This is a genomic window from Moheibacter stercoris, from assembly GCF_040545805.1.
Lineage (GTDB): Bacteria > Bacteroidota > Bacteroidia > Flavobacteriales > Weeksellaceae > Moheibacter > Moheibacter stercoris.
In genome coordinates, this window is sequence record NZ_JBEPMO010000012.1 from 43949 (window position 1) to 63653 (window position 19705).

Consider the following 19705-nt stretch of genomic DNA (forward strand, 5'->3'; position numbering starts at 1 on the left):
TTCAGTTTCTGAATTTCCTTTTGATCCATTTGTAAACTTCAAACCATAAAACCGAAACCATTGCAATCAGGATAACTGTTGCTAATTGTTCCAAACTCAATCCCGTAACTTGGAAAAATTCTGCCAAGAAAGGAATGTATAATAAGCAAAGAAGAAGTAGAATAGATGCCGAAAGAATCAGCGGAAACAATCTATTTTTATAGAATAAAGTTACCCAAAGACTATAAGTAAAAGATCGATTGGTAAGACTTAAAAATACATTGGCAAAAACCAAAGTCGAAAACACCATAGCTCTTGTGGTTCTTTCGTCTTGACCAAGTTGTACCGCATACTGATACGCAAATAACACACCCATTGTGATGATAATTCCCTGAACTATGCTGATGCTTAATTCTTTCCAATTTAGGAAAGTATCGGTCATTTTTCGGGGTTTTTTCGACATTGTTCCTTTTTCCATCGGTTCGTTTTCATATACAATCGAACAAATAGGTCCCATTATCAATTCCAAAAATATTACGTGAACGGGAGTGAAAATATTCGGATAAATCCATCCCAAAAACAGCGGCAAAGAAACTGTTAAGATGATGGGAATATGAATGGAAATGATGTATTGAATTGCTTTTTTGATGTTGGTGTAAATTCGTCTTCCTGCCGCAATTCCCGTAACCAATTTCGTTAAATCATCATCCACAATGACCAATGCAGCAGCAGATTTGGCAATTTCGGTTCCTTTATTTCCCATCGCAACGCCTATGTGCGCGGCTTTGAGCGCAGGAGCATCATTGACGCCATCGCCGAGCATAGCGACAATTTCGCCATCTTTTTTAAAGGCATTGACCATTTTTAATTTCGCTTCGGGAAACATTCGGGTAAACAAATTGGTTTTTCGTGAAATTTCAATGGTTTTCTCTTCCGAAGTTTTAAGAATCTCTGAACCATTGACCGCATTTTCGGAATGTTGAATTCCTGATTGTTGGGCGATAGCTTTGGTAGTATCTTCATTGTCTCCTGTGATGACTTTGACTTGAATTCCTGCATCATAAATTTGATGAAATACTTGCTCAATTCCTTCTTTTGGAGGATCATAAAAAACCGTAAATCCTAAAAATTCAAAGTTGAAATCTTGCTGATTTTCTGGAAATTGATTTCCTTCAAATTTTGCTTTGGCAACACCCAACAATCGGAATCCTTGTTTCCCCAAGGATTTGATTTCCAGTTGAAGTTCTGATTTTTCGGATTCTGAAAGATTGGAAACTGCTAAAATAGCTTCGGGAGCGCCTTTGGCAGCAATGATTCGATTTCCATTTTCGTTTTCAAAAAGATGCGTCATCATGGGTGGTTTCCCTTCCAATGGATATTCGTGAATCATATGAAAAGAAGATCTCAAATCCGTTTTGATGAAAGATTCATAAACTCGGTGCAAAGTTTTTTCCATCGGGTCAAACGGAATCGGTTCACTACTCCACATTGCGTATTCAATCAATTCAGCTAAAGATACATCTCCAAATTCAGCTTCTGAAAACAACTTTTTGGATTTAAAATCATAAAGCGATTTTAAGTTCATCGCATTTTGGGTAATGGTTCCTGTTTTGTCGGTGCAAATAATGGTCGTACTTCCCAAAGTTTCCACGACATTGCTTCGCTTGATGATGATTCCTTCTTTCATCAATTTCCAAGCGCCAATCGCCATAAATGTTGAAAAAGCAACTGGAATTTCTTCAGGTAAAATCGACATTGCCAACGTCAATCCAACCAATAAACTATTGAGTAATTCGCCCGTTTGATAAAAACTATACCCCCAAACCATAAGGAAAAAGACAAATCCAACGAGCGCCATTCCTTTGACGAATTTGGTGATTTGTTTTTGAAGAGGTGAAATTTCTTCTTTGATAGTTTGAATTGATTGACCAATTTGTCCCAATTTCGTTTGCGGTCCAATTTTCTTCACTTCGAAAACCGCTAAACCCGTCACGACAAGCGTTCCATTATAAATCATATTATCTTCTGTATCCTTATTTTTAAAAACCGAAAAGGATTCGCCAGTGAGAGAAGATTCGTTGACAGAAAAGTCTGTGCTGTACTTTATGGTTCCATCGGCATTGATCATTTTTCCTTCTTCGACCAAACATAAATCGCCAACTACAATTTCGTGGGTAGGAATTTGAACAACTTTCGAATCCCTGATGACGGTACTTAAAGGTTCGTTTAGCTTTTCTAGCGCTTCCAAAGCTTTCTTACTTCGATTGTCTTGATAAAAAGAAATTGCACTAACGGCTACAATGGCGACGAACATAAAAAGGGCTTCTCCATACTCTCCCACAATTACATAAATAAGGGAAATAATAGCCAGAATGACCAACATTGGTTCTTTTAAGATCTCGAAAAGTAGATTTAACCAAGAATTATTTTGGTTGGAATTGAGTTGGTTCGATCCGTGGAGTTTTTTTGATTCGGCTACCTCATTTGGTGAAAGACCCGTTAAATGAGAAGGAATTTGAAAAGCCATATAATTTTTTTAAACTAATGATACTGAAGAAGTAAAGCATTCTAATTGAGTAATTTGTCGTTTAACTAATAGAATGCTTGATTATTAGATAAAGTTAAAGATTTTCTTCTATCAATTTCGTTGAAATGAAATTTAGAAATTTTCTAATTAGGATTGATTTATTCGAAATAAAGTAAAAAAAAAACTCCTATTCTTACGAACAGGAGTTTCTATCATTGTAAAATTTGTATTTTAATAAATCGCAGGGAAATCATTTGGTTTCGCCTCACGCATCAATTCGTAAACCTTTTCTACGATATCATCAACTGAAGGTTTTGAGAAATAATCTCCATCTGTTGCATAAGCTGGACGGTGATCTTTCGCTGTGATCGTAATCGGTTTGCTATCCAAATGGAAATAGCCATTTTGAACTTCCAAGATTTGTTGCATCATATAAGCAGAAGCACTTCCTGGAACGTCTTCGTCAATTACGACCAAACGATTGGTTTTGGCCAAACTTTTTGCAATATCTTGCTTCAAGTCAAATGGAATCAAAGATTGAATGTCTATGACTTCTGCATCAATTCCCAATTGAGCCAATTCTTTTGCCGCTTCGTTGACAATTCTCCAAGTCGAACCATAGGTTACCAAGGTAACATCAGATCCTTCTTTGGTTACTTCTACTTCACCGATTGGCGTCGTAAATTCCCCTAAATTCGTAGGCATTTTTTCTTTCAAACGATATCCGTTCAAACTTTCCACCACAATAGCTGGCTCGTCACATTGCAACAAAGCATTGTAGAATCCGGCAGCTTTGGTTAAATCACGTGGCACCAAAACGTACATACCACGAACCAAATTTAAGATTCCACCCATTGGAGAACCTGCGTGCCAAATTCCCTCTAAACGGTGTCCACGCGTTCTTATGATCAATGGCGCTTTTTGTCCACCTTTTGTACGATATTGAACCGTCGCTAAATCGTCGGACATCAATTGAAGTCCATACAAAACATAGTCCAAATATTGGATTTCAGCAATTGGGCGAAGTCCGCGCATTGCCATTCCAATTCCTTGTCCTACGATGGTTGCTTCACGAATTCCTGTGTCAGAAACTCTCGCTTCGGAAAATTTTTCTTGTAAACCTTCCAATCCTTGGTTTACGTCACCAATATTCCCTGAATCTTCACCAAAAATTAAAACGTTTGGATTGTTCGTGAAAATCTTGTCGAAATTGTCACGCAAAACCACACGTCCGTCTTCCAAATGTTCTTCTTCAGGAAATTCAGGTGCTACATTTTTTATGTTGGAAGCGCTCCATTGGGATTGGCTATATAAATGTGACGAATAAATGTCTTGTTCGACTTCCATTCTTGAGTTGTACCAAGAAGTTAGCGCAGTTTTAGCCGCTAAATTTTCTCCTCTTGTAATACGGAATACTTTGCGAACAACGCTGTAAATATCTTTTTTGAAAGGAACTTGTTTTCCTTTTAAGGATTGTATTTCGGTTTCAATGAAAGATTTATTGGAGCTCTCATTGGCTACTTGGGTCAATAATTGGATTGCTTCTTCTTTCAAAGCCAAAACGGGATTCAAATAATCTTCCCAAGCTTGTTTTTGAGCTGCTTTTACTTCTTTTTTGGCTTCTTCTTCAATTTTGGCAAGTTCTTCTTCAGTTGCCAATTTTTCATCGCCCGCATCAAAGTTCAAAATCCATTCTTTGAATTTAGCGATTCCGTCAAATTCTTTTTCCCAGTTCAAACGCTCTTCCGATTTGTATCGTTCGTGCGAACCAGAAGTTGAGTGACCTTGCGGTTGGGTACATTCTCTCACGTGAACTATACAAGGAGTATGTTCCTCTCTTGCCCATTTTTCTGCTTCTTGATAAGCTGCGATCAAACCTGGATAATCCCAAGCTTTCACGGTAAAAATTTTGTAACCTCTTTCGTCTTCGTTTTGTTCAAATCCCGAAAGCAATTCGCTTAAATTGGATTTGGTGCGTTGGTATTTCGCAGGAACGGAAATTCCATAACCATCATCCCAAATCGAAACAATCATCGGAACTTGTAAAACTCCACCTGCATTAATCGTTTCCCAAAACGGACCTTCAGATGTACTTGCATCTCCAATGGTTCCAAAAGCAATTTCGTTTCCAGTTACCGAGAAATTTTGATTTTCATCGGCTTCAGGAACTTGACGATAATATTTGGAAGCTTGAGCCAATCCCAAGAGTCGAGGCATTTGCCCAGAAGTAGGAGAGATGTCAGAACTTGAGTTTTTCTGATCGGTTAATTTTTTCCAAGAACCATCTTCGTTCAAGGAACGCGTAGCGAAATGGGAGGTCATTTGTCGTCCGCCCGAAGCTGGCTCTTTTTCTAGGTCGGTATTGGCGTATAATTGGGCAAAGAATGCCGATAGGGATAATTGTCCAATAGCCAACATAAAAGTTTGGTCGCGGTAATAGCCAGAACGGAAATCTCCATTTTTGAAAACTCGGGACATTGCAATTTGCGGAATTTCTTTTCCGTCACCAAAAATTCCAAATTTGGCTTTTCCGGTCAAAACTTCTCTTCGACCCAATAAACTTGTTTCTCTTGAAAGCTGAGCTATCCTATAATCTTCTAAAATTTGATTTTTAAATTCTTGAAAGGATAGTTTATTTTCTGTTTGTGTTTGCATTGTATAATATGGTATGGAAGCAAAAATAATAATTATCTAGTGAATTAAAAATTTGGATTTACGTAAGAATTGTTGGAATTGGAAATGTTGAATTTTCTTCGGATTCAACAAGTTATTTCCCATAATACACGTATGGAAGCAAGATTGGTTGGTTTTAGACCCTAAAATTTTTAGGATTTTTTTTGTTAAAAACCAAAATGGTAGCGTTAAAATATGGTGTAAATTTTAATTTTTAACACATCATTATACATACATTCATAAATAATATATAATTTTACGACTGTTTAACAATTGAAAACAATTATGAAAAAATTCTATTTTTTAGCAATCGCTTTGACAGGAGTACTAGCGTCTGCTCAATTGTCTTGGCAGCCACAGGCTACGAACTTTTCTCCAAGCTGGGGTATTGACGAGATTAATATCGTAAATGAAAATGTTGTTTGGGCAACTGCTTATGATGGAACAGGAGCTGGAACTTATCCAAAAGATTTCGCTGTTACTTCTAATGGTGGAACATCTTGGGTAGCGAAAACTGCTGAAGAAATGCCAGCAGCAGCATTATTTAGTGATATTTATGCATTTAGTTCAACTACAGCATTCATCATTACTGCGCCATCTAGTGGAGGTGCGTCTAGCAACGGTATCTGGAAAACAACTGATGGAGGTGATAACTGGACAAAATATTCAGGAGCAATTTTCAACAATAGTGCATCTTTTGCAAATCATATTTATTTCTGGGATGAAAACAACGGTTATGCTGGTGGAGACCCTGTAGCAAATAAATTTGAAATGTACAAAACTACTGACGGAGGTAACACATGGACTGTGATTTCTACTGCTCCAGCTCCTCAAAATGGTGATGAGTTTACTTACGTTGGAGTTAAAGAAGTCCATGGGGACAACATCTGGTTAGGAACAAGTACAGGTCGTATTTTACGTTCAACAGATAGAGGAAACACTTGGACTGCTCACATTTCTCCAGCAATGGACTTTGGTGGAGTAATCACTGAAGGATCTTCTGCAAGTTTTGCTTTCTCAAGTGCAACTAATGGTTTGTTGATCACAAACGATAATGGTTTTGCAGTATTGTACGAAACTACCAACGGAGGTGAGTCTTGGACAGATATTACTCCAAACGGACCTTGGTATTATGGAGATATTGCATATGTGCCTGGAACTCCAAATACATATGTATCAACTGGAATCAACTCTGCAGCTCCGATGGGATCTTCTTATTCAACTGATGGAGGTTTGAACTGGATTGAAATCGATGCAGGTGAGCAAAGAGGTAAAGTTGAATTCTTAAATGGAACAACTGGATGGTGTGGACAATTTAGTGATGGACCTGGTGGATCTACAGGAATCATGAAATTCCAAGGATCTTTAGCAGTGTCTGATGTTGTTGCTAAATCAAACTTACAAGTTTATCCGAACCCAGCTACAAGCGTAGTTAACTTCTCAGCTAAAAACCAAATTACTGGTGTTGTTTTGGCTGACATGACTGGAAAAGTTGTAGCAAAATCTACTTCTTCTTCAATCAATGTTTCTTCTTTAGCAGCTGGTGTTTATGTAGCACAAGTAAAATATGCTAACGGAAGTGTAGAGAACACAAAAGTTATCGTAAAATAATTGAATTATTTTGCACAACAATAGAAGTGCCCCGAGTGATCGGGGCATTTTATTTGGATAAATCTCAATAATTTATCAAAAAGCATTTGGGATTACAAAAAGGAATTCCTACCTTTGCAACCCGAATTTTTATTCACCAAGTAAAATATTAAAAATCAATACAGTGGATACGTTAAGTTACAAAACAATATCAGCAAACAAGGAAACTGCTCAGAAAGAGTGGGTTCTTGTAGATGCATCTGGACTAAGTTTAGGTAGATTGGCATCAGGAGTTGCTAAATTGGCAAGAGGTAAGCACAAAACAAATTTTACCCCTCATGCTGATTGTGGCGATAATGTGATAGTTGTGAATGCTGACAAAATTCAATTGACTGGGAACAAATGGGACGAGAAATTATACATTCGTCACACCAATTATCCTGGAGGTCAAAGAAGTTTAACAGCAAGACAATTATTTGACAAAGACCCAATTCGATTAGTCGAAAAGGCAGTAAAAGGAATGTTACCTAAAAACAAATTAGGAACACAGATTTTGTCTAATGTTTATGTGTACTCTGGAGAGGAGCATAACCAACAAGCACAAAAACCAAAATCAATCGACATTAACGCTTATTTATAATAAATTTTATGGCAATTGTTCACAAAATAGGTCGAAGAAAAACTTCTGTTGCGAGAGTTTACTTGCAAGAGGGGAATGGTGAGATCTTTATCAACGGTCGTGAATTAAAAGATTATTTCACAACTGGTGTTTTACAATACAAAGTAGAACAACCTTTAACAATCACAGGAAACAAAGGGAAATTCAATGTTGACGTGAAAGTATATGGAGGTGGAATTACAGGTCAAGCTGAGGCTATCCGTTTAGGTATTTCAAGAGCTCTTTGCGAAGTAGACGCTGATTTCAGATTACAATTAAAACCAGAAGGATTGTTAACTCGTGATCCAAGAATGGTTGAACGTAAGAAATTTGGTCAGAAGAAAGCTCGTAAAAGATTCCAATTCTCTAAACGTTAATATTCAGTTTCAGGTTTTCTTGGCTATGGGAGAATTCTCTTGGGCTTCATAAGAAACCTGAATTAGTAAAAATCAATAGTAACCATTTTCCGTTGGTTTAGCATCTAAATGTTTCAGGCGAGATAATTTCAACCACTCAAACATTGCTTGCAGATTAAGCGGAACGTAAACTAAGAAAGAAAGAAAATGGCAAAAGTAAATGTAAAAAACTTGTTAGAGGCTGGCGTACATTTCGGTCACCTTACAAGAAAATGGAATCCAAATATGTCTCCCTATATCTTCATGGAGAAAAACGGGATCCACATCATAGATCTTCACAAAACAGCTGTGAAATTAGAAGAAGCATCAGATGCTTTAGGTAAAATCGCTTCTTCAGGACGTAAAATCCTTTTCGTAGCAACCAAAAAACAAGCGAAAGAAGTTGTAGCAAAACACGCAGAAAGCGTAGGGATGCCATACATCACTGAGCGTTGGCCAGGTGGTATGTTAACAAACTTCATCACAATTCGTAAAGCGGTGAAAAAAATGAACTCTATCGATCGTATGAAGAAAGATGGAACATTTGAAACCCTTTCGAAAAAAGAAAGATTACAAGTAGATCGTCAAAGAGCGAAATTAGAAAGAGATTTGGGTTCTATTTCTGACATGACACGTATCCCATCTGCGGTATTTATCGTAGATACAGTTAGAGAACACATTGCAGTAGCTGAAGCTCAAAAATTAGGTATTCCAATCTTCGCGATGGTGGATACCAATACCGATCCAAGAGAAGTTGATTTCCCAATTCCTGCAAACGATGATGCATCAAAATCAATTGACATCATTTTGGAAAATGTGACCAATTCTATCAAAGAAGGTTTATCTCAAAGAAAAGCCGAAAAGGACAAATCAAAAGATGAGTCTAAAAATGATGAAGTGGAAGCAGTGGAAATGAAAGACGTTAAGGACGCAGAATAATTTTTGGTGATGTTTATTCATCAGAATTAACCATATCATAATGTAGTTCTTTCGTAAATGAAAGGACTACTTTTTATTTTAGATTTAACTACTAACAATTAAAAAAATAAACAATGTATAAAGCAACCGCAGCTGAAGTTAGTAAACTTCGTAACGCAACTGGAGCCGGAATGATGGACTCTAAAAAAGCTTTGGAAGAAGCTGAAGGTAATTTTGATAAAGCAATCGAAATCTTACGTAAAAAAGGTCAAAAAGTTGCTGCTAATAGAGCAGATAGAGAAAGTACTGAAGGAGCTGTTATCGCAAAAGTTAATGCTGGTCACAACAAAGGGGTTGTTCTTGCTTTAAATTGTGAAACAGATTTCGTTGCGAAAAATGAAGATTTCATCAAATTGGCGAAAGATTTAGCTGAAATGGCTTTGGATTTCGATTCAAAAGAAGAATTGTTAAAAGCTGACTTTAACGGTATTTCTGTAGAAGAAAAATTAACAGAGCAAACGGGAGTTATTGGAGAGAAAATCGAAATCGGTCATTTCTCAACAATCGAAGGATTCTCTTTGAATTCTTACATCCACGCAGGAAACAGAATCGCTGCAGTAGTTGCTTTGTCTGGTGAATATCCTGGTGCTACAGAAGTTGCGTATGATGTTGCAATGCAAGTTGCTGCGATGAATCCAGTAGCTTTAGACGAAACACAAGTTTCTCAAGCAGTTATTGACCAAGAATTGGAAATCGCAAAAGACCAATTGCGTCAAGAAGGTAAACCAGAAAACATGATCGAAGGAATTGCGCAAGGTAAATTGCAAAAATTCTTCAAAGAAAATACGTTGGTTCACCAAGCGTCAATTAAAGATGGAAAAACATCTGTAAAAGACGTTGTAAGCGCTGTTAATGGTGATTTAAAAGTAATCGGATACATCCGTTACGGTTTATAATAAAATCCTATTCTATACAATTGAAAGCTCTGTTTTTACAGAGCTTTTTTTATTTTTATGATTTCTACATTTATTTTGGTATAGATATTGGAAATTAGAAAAATATACTCTAATTTTGTTGAAATAGATATGAAACGAATTCTACTTTTAATGTTTTTAAGTTTTGCCGCTTTGAATGTGCATGCACAGAGCAGAGATGGTATCGTTGTATCTAATCCCATCAATGAGAAGAAATTAACCATTTCACCCAACCCTGCAGTTTCTGACGTTAAATTAACGATCGAAGGAAATGAGGCAGATGTGAAATCGATCTCAATTTATAGCGTAATTGGAAGTGAAGTTTATTCAAAAGCTTACAATTCTTCTTCCAATACTTTTGATTTAGCCGTTAGAAGTTTGAAAAAAGGGAAGTATATGGTACGTGTAATTTTTACCGACAATACTTCGGAAGTTGTTACGTTAATTAAACAATAATCTAATTTAAATTTTCGGAATTATTTATGTCTACATTTAGACACATAGTATTGCTTACCAATATTTCAATTCTTCCGAATTATGAAAGCAAAATCTTATTGGCGCACAATAAGGCCTTCATTTCTTAATACTCTCGTTTTCTATACGAGAGTTTACGTCATTTAACTATTTTTTGTAATCGAATTCTTAATCGAATTTACATTACTATTTCATAATCATTAATCCTTATCATCATGGAAATAAAACCTATTGTATTATTATCAGAATATCAAATTTTACGTGATTTAATTAAGCGTAATACAGATCAAAGAGTTGCCAAGGAAGTTCAACAACTATCATCGGAGTTGGATCGTGCAATCGTAATCAAAGAAGAAGAAATCAACGAAAAGATTGTTCGTATAGGTTCCGAAGTTGAAATAGAGGAAATGAAATCCAAAAGAACCATGAAAGTTCGTTTGGTGTTGCCTACAGAAGCTAATTTAGCTCAAGGAAAGGTTTCCTTGTTGGCTCCACTCGGAGTAGCTCTAATCGGTTTTTCTGAAGGAGATGAAGTAAATTGGGAGATGCCTGCTGGCACCACCCAAATTCGTATCCTAAAAGTAAATAATGAAGATTTAGACGCTTAGTCTTTGCGATAATTTACTACAGCTTGAATGAAAGCTTGTGCATTTTCAACTGGGACATTGGGTAAAATCCCGTGTCCTAAGTTGGCAATGTAACGAGTAGTCCCAAATCCATCGATCATTTCCTTCACCATTTCTTGAATCTTTTCTGGCTTTGACAATAATCTCGACGGATCGAAATTTCCTTGCAAAGTGATAGAATTATTGGTCAACTGGCGAGCAACTTCTGGAGTTACTGTCCAATCTACTCCCAATGCAGAAGCTTTTGATTGACTCATTTTTTCTAAGGCAAACCAACAACCTTTTGCGAATACTGTAACCGGTCTAACTTCTGAAACAGCATTGACAATTTGTTCAATGTATTTCCAAGAGAATTCATCATAATCTTTTGGTGAAAGCATTCCGCCCCAACTGTCAAAAATTTGAATCACATTACATCCCATTTCTGCTTTTTTCAACAAATAAGCAATGGTTGTATCGGTAATTTTTTGCAATAATTCATGTGCTGCTTCAGGATGCTGGAAACAAAATCCTTTGGCAATATCAAATGATTTAGAGCCTCTTCCTTCAATGCAATAGCATAAAATCGTCCATGGAGAACCAGCAAAACCAATCAATGGAATTTTATTGTCCAATTCTTTTTTGGTCAATTTAATGGCTTCAAACACGTATCCTAAAGTCTCTTCTACATCGGGTACGATTACATTTTGAACTTGTTCAACGGTTCTGATCGGATTTTCCAACCAAGGTCCAATTCCGTGTTTCATTTCGAAATTCATTCCCATTGCTTGAGGAACTACCAAAATATCTGAAAATAAAATCGCTGCATCCAACGGAAATCTTCTGATTGGTTGAACCGTAATTTCGGTAGCCAATTCAGGCGTTTGACATCTAGTGAAAAAATCATATTGGTCACGTAGCGCAATAAATTCGGGTAAGTAACGACCCGCTTGACGCATCATCCATACGGGTGGTCTTTGCAATTCTTCTCCTTTTAATGCGCGTAATAATAAATCATTTTTCAACTCTTGCATATTTTTCTTTATTTAAATTAAGTTGTTTATGAACGAAATTTTGTCATTCATTTCCAACATAATACTTGTTAATGGTTTGAATCAAATGCTCCATTTCAGGAACTTCTGATGTAATAATGGTATTTTCCGTATGTTTTTTTAATTCGCCAGTGGTCGTATTGCCAATCGAAAATACAATCGCACCCTTCGAAATAAAATTGTTTTTAAAATAGGTTTTAACACTCAATGGACTAAAAAACACAAATCCCGTATAGGCCTCTGATCGAATTTTTAATTCTTGCGGATAGGAATTATAACAAATGATTTCATTTAATTTATGACCTTCATTTCCTAAGATTTCAACTAGTTCATCTCTTCGATTATTGCCACAGAAAAAATTCCAGGTTTGTGGGATTTCGTTGTCCAAAATATACGCTGCTAAATCAATTGCATAATCGGCTACTTGAACAACATTGAAATTGGAATTTCTTAGGAATTCAGCAGTTTTTTGTCCTACAACATAAAACTCGCCATCAAGATTTAATTTTGAAATTGCTTTTACCGAATTTTGGCTTGAAATAAGGTATTTTTTTATTTCAGGAATAATTCGATTTTCAAATTGATCAGATGATATCAATTCGATTTTTAAAGCAGGACGAATGCTAAAATCCAAACTTGGATTCAATTTACCCGCGATCCAATCTTCCGAAAGATCTTTGGTAAAAAGAATTTTTATGTCGGGATTTTGCTGCATCTATTTCTTGATTTGTTTTTGGATGTTTTGAATTAAATCATAAGCACCTTGCTCATTCAATTTTTGAGCTAATTCTTTTCCTTTATGTTCAAAATCTGATCTTGAAAAAGTTTCTTCAATTGTTAATTTCGTTTTTCCGTCCAAAGATAAAACGGCACCTTGAAAATGAATTTCCTCGTTTTGGACATTGGCATATCCACCAATAGGTGCTGTACATCCGCCTTCCAAAACATTTAAAAATTGTCTTTCAACGGTAGCTGCAATTTTGGATTGTTCATTGGAAATTTGAGGCAATTCAAAATTTTCCATGGCGGCGATTCCAACAATTCCTTGTGAGGGTGCGGAAATCATCCAATCCAATACTTTAAATTTAAGATTTTTTTCGGCTAATTCTTGCAAAATTTCACTTCTATCCAATCCCGCATAAGCGAAAATTGCACCATCCCAATCGGAATCCATTAGTTTTTGAATTCGCAATTGAACGTTTCCTCTTAAATCAACTAAAGTGTCTTGCGGATATTGATTGAGCCAAAAGGCTTTTCTTCGCAAACTTCCTGTCGCAATGGTTCGGGTTTGTTTTTCAAAGATTTCCTCTGATTTGTACACCAAAATATCTTGGTGATTTCCTCTTTCCATAAAGCCTTTCATTTCGATGCCTTTTGGAAGTAGGGTAGGAACATCTTTTAAACTATGAACGGCAATATCTATTTCGCCATTTAATAAAGCAATGTCCAAAGATCTGGTGAAAACACCCGAAATTCCGATTTCATAAATGGGTTGCTTTAGATTAATATCGCCCTCAGATGAAATGGCTACAATTTGGGTTGATTGTCCTAGTTCCTCCAATTTGGAAGCTACTAAATTTGCTTGCCACATTGCCAATGGGCTTTTTCGAGTACCAATGCGAATAGGATTCATTAGGATTTTGCTTTAAGTCTGAATATTTCCTCCATCATCTGGATGGTGTCTTCCGCATTCTCTTTGTTTTCAAGTAAGTAGGATGCAAATTGATTGGTTAAATTTTGAACCAATTTTTGTGCGACAGCGGTTTCAGTGCCATTGATGGCAGGATTTTTCTTTTGAAGATTTTTCAATTCATGCATTTGCAAAAATTCCAAACGCTCTTTGAAAGATTGAATAATTGGAACAAATTCACGTGTACTTAACCATTCTGCGAATTCCGATTTATGGTGTTCAATGATTTCTTTTGCCGCAGGAATTCCATCTTTACGTGCATCCAAAGTGTCATCAACCATTTTAGAAAGTCCATCAACATTGATTAATTGCACCGTTTCGCGTGAACCCAAGGTATGCGCAACGTTTTCTGGTACCGATAAATCAATGATGGTCATTTCTTTATCAAATGGAATCATTTCTTCGGTAATGGTATGCTGGTTGGCTCCTGTCGCAACAATCAGTATATCTGTTGTTGTCAATTCATTTTTCAATTCCGAAAAATCTTTGACCAAGACATCGTATTTTTCACTTAAAACTTCTGCTTTTTCACGAGTTCTATTGATCAAAGTTATATGATCATTTTGGGTGTGTTTCACCAAATTGGTACAAGTGTTTCGTCCAATTTTCCCCGTTCCATATAGCAAAATTTTCTTTTCAGAAACGTTTTTTTGCGTGGCTTTGATGTAGTGAACAGCAGCGTAGGAAACAGAGGCAGCGCCATTGCTAATTTCTGTTTCATTCTTCACTTGTTTGCTGATCTGGATGGCTGTATTGATCAATCTTTCCAAAAAGGCGCTTGAAGAGCCATGTTTCTTGAATCTTGAAAACCAAGTTTTGATTTGACCAATGATCTCGAAGTCTCCAAGAATTTGACTTTTTAATCCTGCTGAAACTTCAAACAAATGTTGAATTGCTTCTTCATTTTCATATGAAGTCAAAACGGTTTGCATTTCCTCTGGAGTTCCTTGCGTATATTGACAATAAAGGTTGACAATATCCTCTATCGAATTTGCATATCCATAAAACTCAGAACGATTACAGGTTGAAACCACAAAGAAATTTTCCATCCCCATTGCAATTCCATCTCTCGTAAAGTCCTTTACAGCATCGGGGAAGAATGTAAATTTACCACGAATTTCAGCATCGGCCTTTTCGTAACTTACCCCAACTACATAAAACTTTTTTGTATTTCCTATCGTGATTTTCATAAAACCAATGCAAAAATACAAGATGTTTAGGGTTTAAAAGTAACCGAATCCTAAACAAAATACCCATATTTGGCGATTTCATTTATTTTAGATTAATTCTAAACAAATAACTGATTTTCTTCATAAAATCCACCATCATGATAGTTTTTGTACTTTTGTATGAGAGGATTATTATCGTTTAAAAATGGATTTTAAAATTAAAAATACCTATAAAAGTAAGGTAACGGAATATGCGTTTGGTTCTGAAATGTTTTTGGCATTTGTTGACAACCAAACTGCCTTTACAGATACTTTAAGCCGTGGTATTGAAAAGCGTTTCGTTCAATTTTATTTTTGTACAAAAGGAAGTTTGAATTTCAATTTCAATGAGGGTTCTTATCAAATAAGCCTTCATGATGGCGCTAGTTTTCTCATCTATAATCCGATGGTTGAACTTCCATTGAATGCCAATTTGAGTGCAGATTCAAAAGTTTGTATGATTTATGTTTCAGTCGATAAATTGCATGAATTGTTTTCTGAATACAACATACGATCTGAATTCTTAAACAATACAAAATCCAATACGAAATATTACAATCAGCAATTTTTTTCCACAACCATTCGAATGGTTCTCAATCAAATTGAAAACAATAATTTGAATGCTCATTTTGTGAACCTGTACATTTTGGGTAAAATCTACGAATTGTTCACCTTGCACTTTTCAGAAGCTTTTAATGCGCAAAAAGAAAACTGTCCGTTTCTTGACAATGAAAAAGACGCTAGAAAATTAAAAGAAGCAAAAGACATTTTACTCCAAAAAATTGACAATCCTCCTATTTTAAAAGAACTATCTGAAATGACAGGACTTTCTGAATACAAATTGAAAGAAGGATTCAAGCAGGTTTATGGAACGACCGTTTACGGGTTTGTTTTGGATAAAAAGCTTGAAATCGCTCGTGAAAATTTAGAAAAAGGAGAGATGCAAGTCAAAGACATCGCCTATGAAATTGGGTATGAAAATCCCTCTCATTTTATTGCAGCTTTCAAAAAGAAATACGGAATCACGCCAAAGCAATTTGCCAAACAAGTTTAGCAACCCTCGTAAACACCAATTACAATTTCGTAGACTTTGTTGTTTCTTAAATAAAAATACAAAGAAGTTCCCGCGTCGTGATCTTGTATATTGAAAACACGATCGGTTTTAGAGTTAGAATCTTCAATCTCATCCCACATTTGCCAAACCGATATGTTGTAGTTTTTATAGGCTTTCCATAAATCATCTATGCTACTGCCAACTCCTAATTTGGATAAAGTTTTAATTTCTGAAGAATTGGTTTTTATTTCATATAAAACTAATTCCTTAGAATTGCTTTCGTTTATGGATTCCAAAAACCCTAAGGTAAAATCAGCTCCTTTTTCGGAAACTTTTACATAGAATAACCAGTCATCTCCTGTTTTTGTGATTTCTAATTTTTTTCCCAATGCTTTTTCAACTTGCTGAAGGGTGTTGTTCAGGCGCATTTCATTCATTCGTGTTGTTGAAATTTGAGCAATGCCGAAACTGAAAATTCCTAGTGTCAATAATGTGAAAATCTTTTTCATATAGTAATAGTTAAGTTGATACGAATTTAATATTTCTGCTGAAACCTTCCAATTTTGTTCGCTTTACTGCAGATTTTTGGAAAATTTCTTTGAATACTTCTTCCGTAATTTCTTGCCAATCTGATTTTGAATAATTCAATAATTTCTCATGCGGTTGGAAATCTTTTTCTTGATGCGAAATTGAAAATCGATTCCATGGACATACATCTTGGCAAACGTCGCATCCAAAAATCCAATCATCAAATTTCCCTTTCATTTCGTTTGGAATGGATTCTTTTAATTCAATGGTAAAATAAGAAATGCATTTGCTTCCATCAACTGTTCGATTGGGTAAAATTGCTTCGGTTGGACAAGAATCTATGCATTTCGTACAATTCCCACAATGATCTGTTTGGATGGGTTGATCATAGCAGAATTCTGCATCCAAAATAATTTCGGCTAAAAAGAAAAAAGAACCTTTTTGTTTGGATAGCGTAAGCGTGTTTTTTCCAACCCAACCGAGTCCAGCTTTTGCAGCCCAAGCATGTTCCAAAATAGGCGCCGAATCCACAAAAACACGACCGTTTATATCGCCAAATTCTTCTTGGATAAAGTGCAACAATTCTTTGAGTTTATCTTTTACGACAAAATGATAATCCTTGCCATAAGCGTATTTCGCGATTTTGAAACTGTCGTTACGTTGAAAGGTTTCCGGATAATAATTATAGGTTAAGGAGATTACGGATTTTGCATTTTCGACCAATAATCGAGGGTCCAAACGTTTGTCAAAATGATTTTCCATATAGGACATTTTTCCATGAAAATCATTTTTTAGCCAATTTTCCAATCGTGGAGCTTCTTTCTCCAAAAATTCAGCTTTGGCAATTCCACAAGATAAAAAACCCAATTCCTTTGCGCGATTCTTGATGATTTCGGCAGGAGTTAAGTTTCTATTTTGCTTCTCTGAATTTGTTAAAATTTCCACAAAATTAAATATTGAAAGCAACAAAGTTAGAATATCTAGTCAACTTTATACGTTATATACTAAAATACTTAGATATGAGAAACTTACAATTTATGCTGATCCCATTTATAATTTTGGGATTGTTCTTTAGCTCTTGTAGCAATGATGATGACAATAATTCCAATGTAGATCGAATTGTAGGATCTTGGGAAATTTCTGATTTAAAACTTAACGGATCGAGTATTTATGATGTGGTTATTTTATTGCCAGAAGGATGCTTTTTAAAATCCAAGGTTCATTTTTTCAATGACTATACTTTAAAGGCAAATCCATTTATGTTGGATGAACAGGGAAATTGCGTAGAAGGACCTGAGCAATCTGGAACCTGGTCCAAAAGTGGTAATACGTATACTTATCAAATAGGAGAGGGAACGACCGATTCTCAAACCGTCACCTTCGTAGGAGATAATACCTTTTATTATTCTTTCACGAATGAAAGCAATGAATATCAGGTTTATTTAAGTAGAATGTGATAAAAACTAAAGTTCAGAACATTTATTTTTCAACATTTTGAAGTTGAATCAAGTTTGAATAAACCCCATTTTTAGAAAGGAGTTCGGTATGCGTACCGGACTCTTTTATTTTGCCATCTTCCATGACAATGATTTTGTCAGCATTCATAATGGTAGATAATCGATGAGCAATTACCAAGGAAGTTCTATTGGCCATCATATTGTTCAAAGCATCTTGAACCAATTTTTCGGAATGCGTATCCAAAGCTGAAGTTGCTTCATCCAAAACCATAATTGGTGGATTTTTATAAACCGCTCTGGCAATACTTAAACGTTGCTTTTGGCCACCCGATAATTTTCCGCCGCCTTCTCCGACATTTTCATCGTATTCATTTGGAAGTTTTTCGATGAATTCTTCTGCATTGGCAATTTTGGAAGCTTTTTTTACATTTTCTAAACTAGGATTTTCATCGCCCAAAGCAATATTGTTAAAAATGCTATCGTTGAACAAAATGCTATCCTGGGTAACCAAGCCAAAATGTTTGCGGTATTCTTTTAATTTGATATCACGAATGTCGATTCCGTCAATTAAGATTTTACCCTGTTTCACATCGTAAAATCTTGTCAATAAATTGGCAATCGTTGATTTTCCACTTCCAGAAGGTCCGACCAATGCAACAGTCTCACCTTTTTGGATGGTCAAATTGAAGTTTTGAATGATGGTTTTTTCTTGGTATCCAAAGGATACATTTTGAAATTCTATTGACTTGTTAAATTGAGGGAAATCTTGTGCGTTTTCTTTATCTCGAATGGAAACTTCTGTATCCAATATTTCAAAAATTCTACTTGCCGAAACTTGACCTTTTTGCAAGTCAGACAAAGATTTTGAGAATCGTTTGATAGGATCCAATAAGGTATAAAAGGTTCCGATGTAGAAAATGAATTCAGATCCGCTTAAACCATTTCCTTCTAAACTTAATTTCCCACCAAAAAACACAATCATCGCAATGGTTATGGCTCCAAGAAATTCACTTGTAGGCGAAGCCATTGCTCGTTTTTTCATCACTTTCTGAACCAATCGTCGATAACGATTCATGGACAAATTGAAACGACCTGCAATTTGAGAATCCGCATTAAAAATTTTGATAATTTTCAAGGAATTTAAGGTTTCATCTACGTAGGACATGATGTTGGAAAGTTCGGCTTGAGCTTTTCCGGCATTCTTTTTTAAACTTTTACCGATGACCGAAATAATGGTTCCCATCACTGGGAATACTAAAATGGCAAACAAAGTTAATTGGTAATTCAAATAAAATAAAGTCGAAACAAAAACGATAATTTGAATAGGTCCACGAATGAGTTCTACCAAACTATTTAAAATATTGTTTTCCACTTCGCCCACATCGCTAGATATACGTACCAACATATCTCCTTTTCTTTTTTCGGTAAAAAAGGAAACCGGTAAAGCCAATATTTTATTGTGAATATCAATTCTAAAATCTCTCGCAACTCCAGAGCGCATATCAATGAGAAAGTATTCTGACAAATAACTGAAGATATTTCGAAAGAAAAATAATATAATAAACAGAATACAAGAAATCAGTAAAACCTTCAAGGGACCACTCGTATTGGCAATATCCTGCATTTGATATCCAAAAAAATTCGATACATAATCTTTTATATCCAAAATATTACCACTGAAAATGGGCTTTTCGGTTATGGGCTCTTTCTTTTCATCAAACAAAACACTTAGAATAGGCATCATAAAAGCCAATGCCAAAACATTAAAAATGGCATAGAGGAAATTGCAAATGATGGCTACAATGAAGGAACTTCGATAAGGTTGTACGTATTTGAGCGCTCTTTTGAACAATTGAAATGGATTTAAAACGAATGACAAATGTACGAATCCGAATGAGAATTATGGTTGAAAGCATCGATTAA

Annotated in this window: 18 protein-coding genes; 9 read left to right on the plus strand and 9 right to left on the minus strand. The window is 35.6% G+C overall.

All coding sequences use genetic code 11. The features are described from left to right. Window position 1: 1 nt before the first annotated feature. Together ABID46_RS09940 and ABID46_RS09945 are read right to left on the minus strand one after the other, a co-directional pair. On the minus strand, window positions 2-2506 hold the full coding sequence (locus ABID46_RS09940) for a cation-translocating P-type ATPase (protein ID WP_354509623.1): 2505 nt from the start codon (window positions 2504-2506) through the stop codon (window positions 2-4). Between the two features lie 231 nt (window positions 2507-2737). Beyond that, window positions 2738-5161, minus strand: coding sequence for an alpha-ketoacid dehydrogenase subunit alpha/beta (locus tag ABID46_RS09945; RefSeq protein WP_354509625.1), 2424 nt, complete (start codon window positions 5159-5161; stop codon window positions 2738-2740). 303 nt (window positions 5162-5464) lie between these two features. On the opposite strand from ABID46_RS09945, the gene ABID46_RS09950 reads away from it, so the two are divergent. The 7 genes from ABID46_RS09950 to ABID46_RS09980 all read left to right on the plus strand — a co-directional run bounded on the left by ABID46_RS09950 (window position 5465) and on the right by ABID46_RS09980 (window position 10796). Continuing rightward, window positions 5465-6790 carry a T9SS type A sorting domain-containing protein gene (locus tag ABID46_RS09950; protein WP_354509627.1) on the plus strand — a complete coding sequence of 442 codons (1326 nt, stop codon included), beginning with the start codon at window positions 5465-5467 and terminating at the stop codon, window positions 6788-6790. 163 nt (window positions 6791-6953) lie between these two features. Beyond that, the gene (gene rplM, locus ABID46_RS09955) at window positions 6954-7409 is read left to right on the plus strand and encodes a 50S ribosomal protein L13 (protein WP_354509629.1); all 456 of its coding nucleotides are present in this window, start codon (window positions 6954-6956) and stop codon (window positions 7407-7409) included. A gap of 8 nt (window positions 7410-7417) precedes the next feature. Beyond that, window positions 7418-7804 carry a 30S ribosomal protein S9 gene (gene rpsI / locus ABID46_RS09960; RefSeq protein WP_354509631.1) on the plus strand — a complete coding sequence of 129 codons (387 nt, stop codon included), beginning with the start codon at window positions 7418-7420 and terminating at the stop codon, window positions 7802-7804. Between the two features lie 186 nt (window positions 7805-7990). Further along, window positions 7991-8761, plus strand: coding sequence for a 30S ribosomal protein S2 (rpsB, locus tag ABID46_RS09965; RefSeq protein WP_354509633.1), 771 nt, complete (start codon window positions 7991-7993; stop codon window positions 8759-8761). Window positions 8762-8874: 113 nt separating this feature from the next. Next, window positions 8875-9696 carry a translation elongation factor Ts gene (gene tsf, locus ABID46_RS09970; protein ID WP_354509635.1) on the plus strand — a complete coding sequence of 274 codons (822 nt, stop codon included), beginning with the start codon at window positions 8875-8877 and terminating at the stop codon, window positions 9694-9696. Between the two features lie 129 nt (window positions 9697-9825). Beyond that, entirely contained in the window at window positions 9826-10170 is a 345-nt protein-coding gene (locus ABID46_RS09975) for a T9SS type A sorting domain-containing protein (RefSeq protein ID WP_354509637.1), read from the plus strand. A gap of 233 nt (window positions 10171-10403) precedes the next feature. Further along, on the plus strand, window positions 10404-10796 hold the full coding sequence (locus ABID46_RS09980; protein ID WP_354509639.1) for a GreA/GreB family elongation factor: 393 nt from the start codon (window positions 10404-10406) through the stop codon (window positions 10794-10796). On the opposite strand, the gene hemE is transcribed toward ABID46_RS09980, so the two are convergent. Genes hemE through hemA form a run of 4 tightly spaced genes read right to left on the minus strand, consistent with a single transcriptional unit; the run spans window position 10793 to window position 14725 of the window. Further along, window positions 10793-11827, minus strand: coding sequence for a uroporphyrinogen decarboxylase (gene hemE, locus ABID46_RS09985; RefSeq protein ID WP_354509641.1), 1035 nt, complete (start codon window positions 11825-11827; stop codon window positions 10793-10795). The genes ABID46_RS09980 and hemE overlap by 4 nt on opposite strands. 43 nt (window positions 11828-11870) lie before the next feature. Continuing rightward, a complete protein-coding gene (locus tag ABID46_RS09990) occupies window positions 11871-12560 on the minus strand; it encodes a uroporphyrinogen-III synthase (protein ID WP_354509643.1) in 690 nt (229 codons plus the stop codon). Continuing rightward, window positions 12561-13478 (minus strand): hydroxymethylbilane synthase, encoded by a 918-nt coding sequence (gene hemC / locus ABID46_RS09995; protein WP_354509645.1) that lies wholly within the window; start codon window positions 13476-13478, stop codon window positions 12561-12563. Next, window positions 13478-14725: a glutamyl-tRNA reductase gene (gene hemA / locus ABID46_RS10000; protein ID WP_354509647.1), complete on the minus strand. Its 1248-nt coding sequence runs from the start codon at window positions 14723-14725 to the stop codon at window positions 13478-13480. Before hemA ends, hemC begins: the two co-directional genes overlap by 1 nt. A 184-nt stretch (window positions 14726-14909) precedes the next feature. Here hemA and ABID46_RS10005 point away from each other — a divergent pair, with 184 nt between their 5' ends. After that, on the plus strand, window positions 14910-15797 hold the full coding sequence (locus tag ABID46_RS10005) for a helix-turn-helix domain-containing protein (RefSeq protein ID WP_354509649.1): 888 nt from the start codon (window positions 14910-14912) through the stop codon (window positions 15795-15797). On the opposite strand, the gene ABID46_RS10010 is transcribed toward ABID46_RS10005, so the two are convergent. Next, entirely contained in the window at window positions 15794-16306 is a 513-nt protein-coding gene (locus ABID46_RS10010) for a hypothetical protein (protein WP_354509651.1), read from the minus strand. The genes ABID46_RS10005 and ABID46_RS10010 overlap by 4 nt on opposite strands. Before the next feature lie 10 nt (window positions 16307-16316). Continuing rightward, the gene (queG, locus tag ABID46_RS10015; RefSeq protein WP_435529327.1) at window positions 16317-17264 is read right to left on the minus strand and encodes a tRNA epoxyqueuosine(34) reductase QueG; all 948 of its coding nucleotides are present in this window, start codon (window positions 17262-17264) and stop codon (window positions 16317-16319) included. A gap of 80 nt (window positions 17265-17344) precedes the next feature. Between queG and ABID46_RS10020 the strand changes: the two genes are divergently transcribed. Continuing rightward, a complete protein-coding gene (locus ABID46_RS10020) occupies window positions 17345-17782 on the plus strand; it encodes a lipocalin-like domain-containing protein (protein WP_354509655.1) in 438 nt (145 codons plus the stop codon). Window positions 17783-17804: 22 nt separating this feature from the next. Here ABID46_RS10020 and ABID46_RS10025 read toward each other — a convergent pair whose 3' ends face one another. Continuing rightward, window positions 17805-19526 (minus strand): ABC transporter ATP-binding protein, encoded by a 1722-nt coding sequence (locus ABID46_RS10025; RefSeq protein ID WP_435529328.1) that lies wholly within the window; start codon window positions 19524-19526, stop codon window positions 17805-17807. Window positions 19527-19705: the final 179 nt, after the last annotated feature.